The sequence below is a fragment of the uncultured Holdemanella sp. genome (genome assembly GCF_958348295.1).
Lineage (GTDB): Bacteria > Bacillota_I > Bacilli_A > Erysipelotrichales > Erysipelotrichaceae > Holdemanella.
In genome coordinates this window covers 1-6486 of sequence record NZ_CATVYQ010000075.1, presented here as the reverse complement: position 1 = coordinate 6486, position 6486 = coordinate 1, and the positions used below count along the sequence as shown (strand labels likewise).

Below are 6486 nucleotides of genomic sequence, written 5' to 3'. Positions count from 1 at the left end.
ATTGGGGTAGTTTTATGAAGGTGAAGAACATATTGTTCTTTGGCTTGTTTTTAGTATTGATATGGATAGGTTTATCAAATATCAATAAGAGTACAGAGAATTTAGATATTGATCGCGTAAAGAACAGTTTGGATACGGCATTGATTACTTGTTACAGTGTGGAGGGTCGTTATCCGGAAAATGTTCAATACTTAAGAAAGAACTATGGATTTACTTATGATAAAAGCAGTTATTTTATAACGTATGATTGGCAAGGGGATAATGTATACCCAAATATCTATGTGTATAGAAAGGGGATTGAATGATGAAAAATGCAGGTGTTTTCTTTTCTCTTTCTTTATTGTTCTTGTTTGTGTTGTGTTGTTTTTTGTTGCTGAATATTCAAATCGAAGATTATACGATGCTGCAAAGACGCACAAAACATGATTTTGAGACATATACTCCTGTGTCTTATGTCACAAATAAAATTCATAGTTATGATGCTGAAGATGGTGTGCGTGTTCTTGTTGTGAATAATCAAAAAGTAATCAAGCTTTCGGATGCGAAAAGTGATACATATTTGTATAAATCCAGATTGAATTTGATGGAACTTTGTATTGTTAAAGATATGGAACCGGATTTAACGATGGGGCAACCTCTAATGACTTGTCATGATTTTGATGTAGAACAAGATGCAAATACTATCTTATGTACGATCAACGGTGTTACTTTTTATGTAAATATAAGAAGTGAGGTAGCATCATGACAAAGAAGCCATTTTCATTCTTTTTAGAATTGTTGTTTGTCTTATTCTTCTTTTTGATCACATCTACAATTTTGATTGAAATCTATGCCAAAATGATGCAAATCTCGCAAACGGACACGCATCGTCAAGATGCGATGGTTATAGCACAAAATCAAATTGAGTCAAGTGCTAGTGTAGGTGAATATTCGCAAGAGATGAATGATAATATATATGATGTTAAGATTTCAAATGTAAATAGGAATGAATATCGTATTCGAATTTATGTAAAGGAAAAGAAAGTATTGGATTATACATATTATAAAGAGGAGAATCACAGATGAAACAAGCAAGAATAGGATTAGGTGTAGTAACGATGCTGAGTATATTTGTCGTTGTTTGCATGTGTGTATTAGTATTGTTTTCATCAAATAAGATATACCAAATCCATGAACAGACCAATCGTAGTTATGCGTTTAAAAAAGCGTATTATGAAGCTGAAATCAAAGCGCATAAATTAATAAATGAAAATCAAACGGATTTCTTAGTTCATGTAAAGGGTGATACATATTTAAAAGTGAAGGTAGAAGAAGGGAAAATCGTTATTTTTAAAACGATTGTGAAAGGGGAATAAAATGGAAGTTGTTGAAATTTTAAAAAAGGCTATAGACCAGAATGCTTCAGATATTTTCTTTGTGGCTGGAAGTCCATGTATGTTTAAGGTGGGACAACAGTTAGTTAAGGTTGCGCAAGAGAAAATGATGCCAAATGATACAAAGGATATTGTTCAACAATTGTATGGCTTTGCCCCATATTGTTCATATGAGAATTTTGTGGCAAATGGAGAAGATGATTTTTCTTTCTCTTTATCCCAGGTTGGACGATTTCGTGTAAATGTGTATCGTCAAAGAAACTCAGAAGCAGCGGTATTGCGTGTGGTAAATTTTGATTTACCAAATCCAGAAGATTTAAATATTCCAGAATCTGTCTTAAAGCTTTCAGATCGAAGAAAAGGGATTATCTTAGTGAGCGGGCCTGCGGGCAGTGGTAAAAGTACAACGCTAGCTTGTTTAATAGATCGTATGAATGAGACAAGAAGTTATCATATTATTACGATCGAGGATCCAATCGAATTCTTACATTCGCATAAAAAATCAATTGTATCTCAACGAGAGGTATATCATGATACGGCAAGTTATTTAAATGCATTAAAATCGGCATTGCGTGAGGCGCCTGAAGTGATTTTACTGGGAGAAATGCGTGATGAAGACACAGTTTCGACAGCTCTTTCAGCAGCTGAAACCGGACATTTGATTTTATCTACGTTGCATACAGTAGGAGCTGTAAATACAATTGATCGTATTATTGATATGTTTCAAGGTCATCAAGATCAAGTGCGTTCGCAATTATCCATGATTTTAGAGGCAATCATTAGTGAGCAATTGATTCCAGGAAAAGATGGAGAATTGATTCCTGTGTTTGAAATTATGCTGGTCAATCCTGCGATTCGTTCGCAGATTCGTGAGAATAAGATTCATCAGATTGAGAATACAATGATTTCGAACCGACAGAACGGTATGGTTATGATGGATGATGCGATCTATGACTTGTATCAACAAGGTAAAATCACAAAAGATATTGCGATTCAGTATAGTCTGCATCCGGATCGTATGAAAACGAGAGTGCAATAAAGAATGAAAAGTTACATTTCACTCTTTTTTTCTTTCAATAATATTACATCGGGTATATAATTTGTCTATTATTGTAAATGGGGAGGATTTGTATGCGTAGTTATCAAGTGGATATGTGTAATGGTCCAATTTTTAAAAAGTTAATTATTTTTTCATTACCATTAATTTTGTCGGGCTGCCTGCAATTGTTGTTTAATGCAGCCGATATTATCGTGGTAGGTCGATTTACGGGAAATCAAGCGCTTGCAGCTGTTGGTTCAACAAGTGCATTAATCAATTTGTTGGTGAATATGTTTATTGGGATTAGTGTTGGTGCAAATGTAGTGTTAGGAAAATCGATTGGGGCTCGAGATGAAGAAAATACATCTAAAGCTGTACATACTGCTATTTTTATTGCTGTTTTTGGTGGTTTCTTAATGATGATTGTTGGTTTCTTTTTTGCGAAACCCTTATTAGAGTTAATGGCTACACCAGAAGATGTAATTAATTTATCATCTTTATATATGCGAATTTATTTTGCGGGCATGCCTTTTTTTATGGTCTATAACTTTGGAGCTGCTATACTTAGATCGATTGGGGATACAAAACGACCACTCTATTTTTTGTTGATTTCTGGAATTATCAATGTGCTATTTAATCTCTGCTTTGTAATTGTATTTCATATGGGAGTTGCCGGTGTTGCTTTAGCTACGATTATTTCGGAAGGAATCAGTTCAGCTTTAATTTTATTGTGTTTAAAGCATATGGATGGACCTTTACATTTTGAGTTAAAGGATATGCGCTTTCATAAAGAACTTGCTTTACAAATGTTAGAAGTAGGACTTCCTGCAGGGCTTCAAGGCATTATTTTTAGCATTTCAAACGTATTGATCCAATCAAGTATTAACTCTTTTGGGTCTTTAGTTATGGCTGGAAATACTGCCGCAAGCAATATCGAAGGTTTTGTATATACGTCTATGAATGCGGTTTACCAAACTTCTTTGTCGTTTACTTCACAAAATTTTGGGGCAAAAAAATACGAGCGAATTGATAAAATATTATTGGAATGTTTAGCTATTGTAACGGTAGTTGGTCTTGTGCTTGGACAAGGTGCTTATTTATTTGGTCAACAGTTATTATCTATTTATTCTAGTGATGAGCGAGTCATTCAATTTGGAATTGATCGATTGGCTGTTATTAGTACAATGTATTGTTTATGTGGAATTATGGATACTTTAGTTGGAAGTCTTAGAGGAATTGGATATTCTATTTTACCGATGTTGGTATCTTTAACGGGTGTCTGTTTGATTCGTGTTATATGGATATTTACTGTATTTAAGGCAGTGCATACAACATTCTCGTTATATATTTCTTATCCAATTACGTGGGTTATAACACTTGTGGCACATGGTATTTGTTTCATGGTTGTGCGTAAAAAGATACGCAGAATGGCATAATGAAAAAGGCATTGATATTAGGGGATTCCAATACTTGGGGCTATGATCCAAGGGGATATTTTCAAAGGTATGATTTAACTTATATTGATTATTTAAATGATCTTGTGCCAGGGTGGATGTTTTTTGAGAATGCGATCAATGGCCGTTTATTACGTGATGTAAAAGAGGATACTTTTGATGTAGATTCAATGGATTTATTTTGTATCATGTTAGGATCGAATGATTTGATGCATTATTATGATGTGGATCAAATCCTTTCTTTTATGCATGAATTCATTGCTTCAATAAACAAAAGTAAGATGTTGATTCTTTGTCCGCCAATCTTACAATTTGATGAATTTAGAGATGTAAGTATTAAACTAAATGAGGCATATAAGGTAATGGGGGTTCCTTGTTTAGATTGCAATCCATTAAATATGAGTTTTGATGGGGTACATTTATCTGAAAAGGGACATAAGGAATTGGCTATAAAGATTGCTGAATATATGAAAAAAAATTTAAATTGAAGTCTAGTTAGAAAAATAAATGTTCAATCAAGATTTTGATTCCTAATAGAATTAAGATGATACCACCTAAGTATTCAGCATATTTTTCGCATAAGCTACCAAGTTTTTTTCCGAATAACACACAAACAAAGGAAAGAATAAAGGTAGTGATACCAATGGTAATTACGGCTTCAAAAAGATTGACTTTTAAAAAGGCAAAACTTACACCAACGGCTAATGCATCAATGCTTGTGGCGATAGCTAAAAGAAGAATGTCTTTAAATGAGATGGAGTGAATTTTTGCTTCATCTTCTTTTTCTTCTTTTCCTTCTTTAATCATGTTGATTCCTATCAAACTCAACAAAATAAAGGCAATCCAGTGATCGATGGATTGAATGTATTCGGCAAAATGATTTCCGGCAAAATAGCCAATAGTTGGCATAAGTGCTTGAAAGAAACCAAATGCGAGTGCCAAGATCAAAGCATATTTTTTTACTTTGTCTTTATCCAAACTCATACCTTTTGCCAAAGATACAGCACTTGCATCCATGGATAGGCCAATGCCTATCAATAAAATTGTAACAAAATCCATATTTCCTCCTAAAAAAAGAAAAGACTTATACGAAAAAAGATGTCTTTCTTCGCATAAGTCTTGTTTTTTACAATAAGCCAGATCTTTTTGATCAGTATGTTGACTTAAATACTTACTTAAGTAAGATAACTACTCCCTTATGGATGTGATTATATTACCAAAATCAAAATTTCTTTACAATGTAAAATAGTTATTGATATCTAACTGAAATAGATTATAATGAGGCAAAAGGAAGGTATATATATGACACATTTTTATATTATTAGACATGGAGAAACTGTATTTAATCGTAAAGGTCGTATTCAAGGATGGTGTGATTCGCCGTTGACAGATTTGGGTGTTTCTCAAGCTAAACAGCTGGGGAAAGAATTGAAGAACATTCTGTTTGATGTGTGTTTTTGTTCAACGAGTGAGCGTGCTATAGATACGGCAAATTATATTTTAGGGGGTAGAAATGTAAAAATCATTCCTTCTAAAAAGTTAAAGGAACAGAGCTATGGTGATTTTGAGGCTGAAAAATCTGTGAATATATTTAAAGATGGTGTAAGTTTTCCGGATGGTTATCGTTTTTGTGGTGGTGAAAACCATAGTGATGTTATAGAAAGAGTAATGAATGAATTAAAAAAAATCGCATCCGAATATCCGAATGCGAATGTTTTAGTGGTTTGCCATGGTTCTGCCATTAAACATATTGTGAACTATTTGAGTCCTGGATTTGTGATGGAAAAGCCTACTACGGCAGCTTTAGTACCAAATTGTTCAATTACACAAATTGATTATGATGATGATTTTAAACTTATTGAAAAGCCTCATCCTTTTCACGGTCAATAAACATTAAAATAAAGGCGAGTATTAATAGGGAAACACTGATCCAAATGGCTTTTGCAGAAAAAATTTGGATACAATACTTGCCTAAAATAGCCCCAATTATAAATGTTAAAATTATTAAGTAATATAGAAGTCCACTTTGAAAATGTTGGACTTTTTTTGTGCAAATATAATTACACATTTCATGTGTTCCCGTTCTTAAATTCCCTATACACATTGTTGTTGCATATCCTTTTCCGTGGATTTTACGAAAGGCTTGTACTTGTAATCCACATGCAAAGGATGTTAAAGAATTTGCAAGTAAGTTTTGTTCGAATGAAATGTAGCCTACACAAAATAATATAATAATTTCAATTAAGAGAGTGACTTGACGCCAATGTACTTTTTGAATTTTTTGGAAATGTACAAGTTCAGCTAAGAAAATACCTAGACCAAAAGCAAGGACAGGACAAAGATAATGTAGTGCATGTTGAAATTGTCCACTCGCAAGATTTACACCAAATAGGAGCATGTTTCCGGTTTGTGCATTTGCGAAGACTTGTCCTCTTGCTAAATAGGAATAAGCATCCATAAATCCGCCAGATAGTGCTAGAAGAATGCCTAGTTCAATGGATTCAGATGTTTGTTTTGCTCGTTTCATAAAATAATCACAACCTTTTTACTTTTAAGATAATAATGCAAAATGACAAAAAATAAAAGCCGAGATCCAATGTCATTAAGTTAAGAAATGACG

The 6486-nt window shown here is 33.4% G+C and carries 10 protein-coding genes; 8 read left to right on the top strand and 2 right to left on the bottom strand.

The genetic code is table 11. The annotated features are described in order from the left end of the window. From Q3907_RS10270 to Q3907_RS10240, 7 genes are all read left to right on the top strand, one after another. Positions 1-305 (top strand): hypothetical protein (locus Q3907_RS10270; RefSeq protein ID WP_301898206.1); only part of this gene is annotated, 305 nt, incomplete at its 5' end. Next, positions 302-745, top strand: coding sequence for a DUF4860 domain-containing protein (locus Q3907_RS10265; protein ID WP_301898205.1), 444 nt, complete (start codon positions 302-304; stop codon positions 743-745). The genes Q3907_RS10270 and Q3907_RS10265, both read left to right, overlap by 4 nt. Continuing rightward, positions 742-1065 (top strand): hypothetical protein, encoded by a 324-nt coding sequence (locus Q3907_RS10260; protein ID WP_301898204.1) that lies wholly within the window; start codon positions 742-744, stop codon positions 1063-1065. Before Q3907_RS10265 ends, Q3907_RS10260 begins: the two co-directional genes overlap by 4 nt. Next, entirely contained in the window at positions 1062-1355 is a 294-nt protein-coding gene (locus Q3907_RS10255; protein ID WP_301898203.1) for a hypothetical protein, read from the top strand. Before Q3907_RS10260 ends, Q3907_RS10255 begins: the two co-directional genes overlap by 4 nt. A 1-nt stretch (position 1356) precedes the next feature. Continuing rightward, the gene (locus Q3907_RS10250; RefSeq protein ID WP_301898202.1) at positions 1357-2412 is read left to right on the top strand and encodes a type IV pilus twitching motility protein PilT; all 1056 of its coding nucleotides are present in this window, start codon (positions 1357-1359) and stop codon (positions 2410-2412) included. 92 nt (positions 2413-2504) lie between these two features. Further along, entirely contained in the window at positions 2505-3848 is a 1344-nt protein-coding gene (locus tag Q3907_RS10245) for an MATE family efflux transporter (protein WP_301898201.1), read from the top strand. Beyond that, positions 3848-4354, top strand: a complete 507-nt coding sequence (locus Q3907_RS10240) for an SGNH/GDSL hydrolase family protein (protein ID WP_301898200.1) — start codon at positions 3848-3850, stop codon at positions 4352-4354. The genes Q3907_RS10245 and Q3907_RS10240 overlap by 1 nt, the downstream gene beginning before the upstream one ends. Positions 4355-4361: 7 nt before the next feature. Here the strand turns inward: Q3907_RS10240 and Q3907_RS10235 are convergent, their stop codons facing one another. Beyond that, positions 4362-4925: a manganese efflux pump MntP family protein gene (locus Q3907_RS10235; RefSeq protein ID WP_301898199.1), complete on the bottom strand. Its 564-nt coding sequence runs from the start codon at positions 4923-4925 to the stop codon at positions 4362-4364. A gap of 243 nt (positions 4926-5168) precedes the next feature. Here Q3907_RS10235 and Q3907_RS10230 point away from each other — a divergent pair, with 243 nt between their 5' ends. Further along, positions 5169-5756, top strand: a complete 588-nt coding sequence (locus tag Q3907_RS10230) for a histidine phosphatase family protein (RefSeq protein WP_301898198.1) — start codon at positions 5169-5171, stop codon at positions 5754-5756. Here the strand turns inward: Q3907_RS10230 and Q3907_RS10225 are convergent. Further along, a complete protein-coding gene (locus Q3907_RS10225) occupies positions 5722-6393 on the bottom strand; it encodes a YoaK family protein (RefSeq protein WP_295646114.1) in 672 nt (223 codons plus the stop codon). The genes Q3907_RS10230 and Q3907_RS10225 overlap by 35 nt on opposite strands. Positions 6394-6486 lie beyond the last annotated feature (93 nt).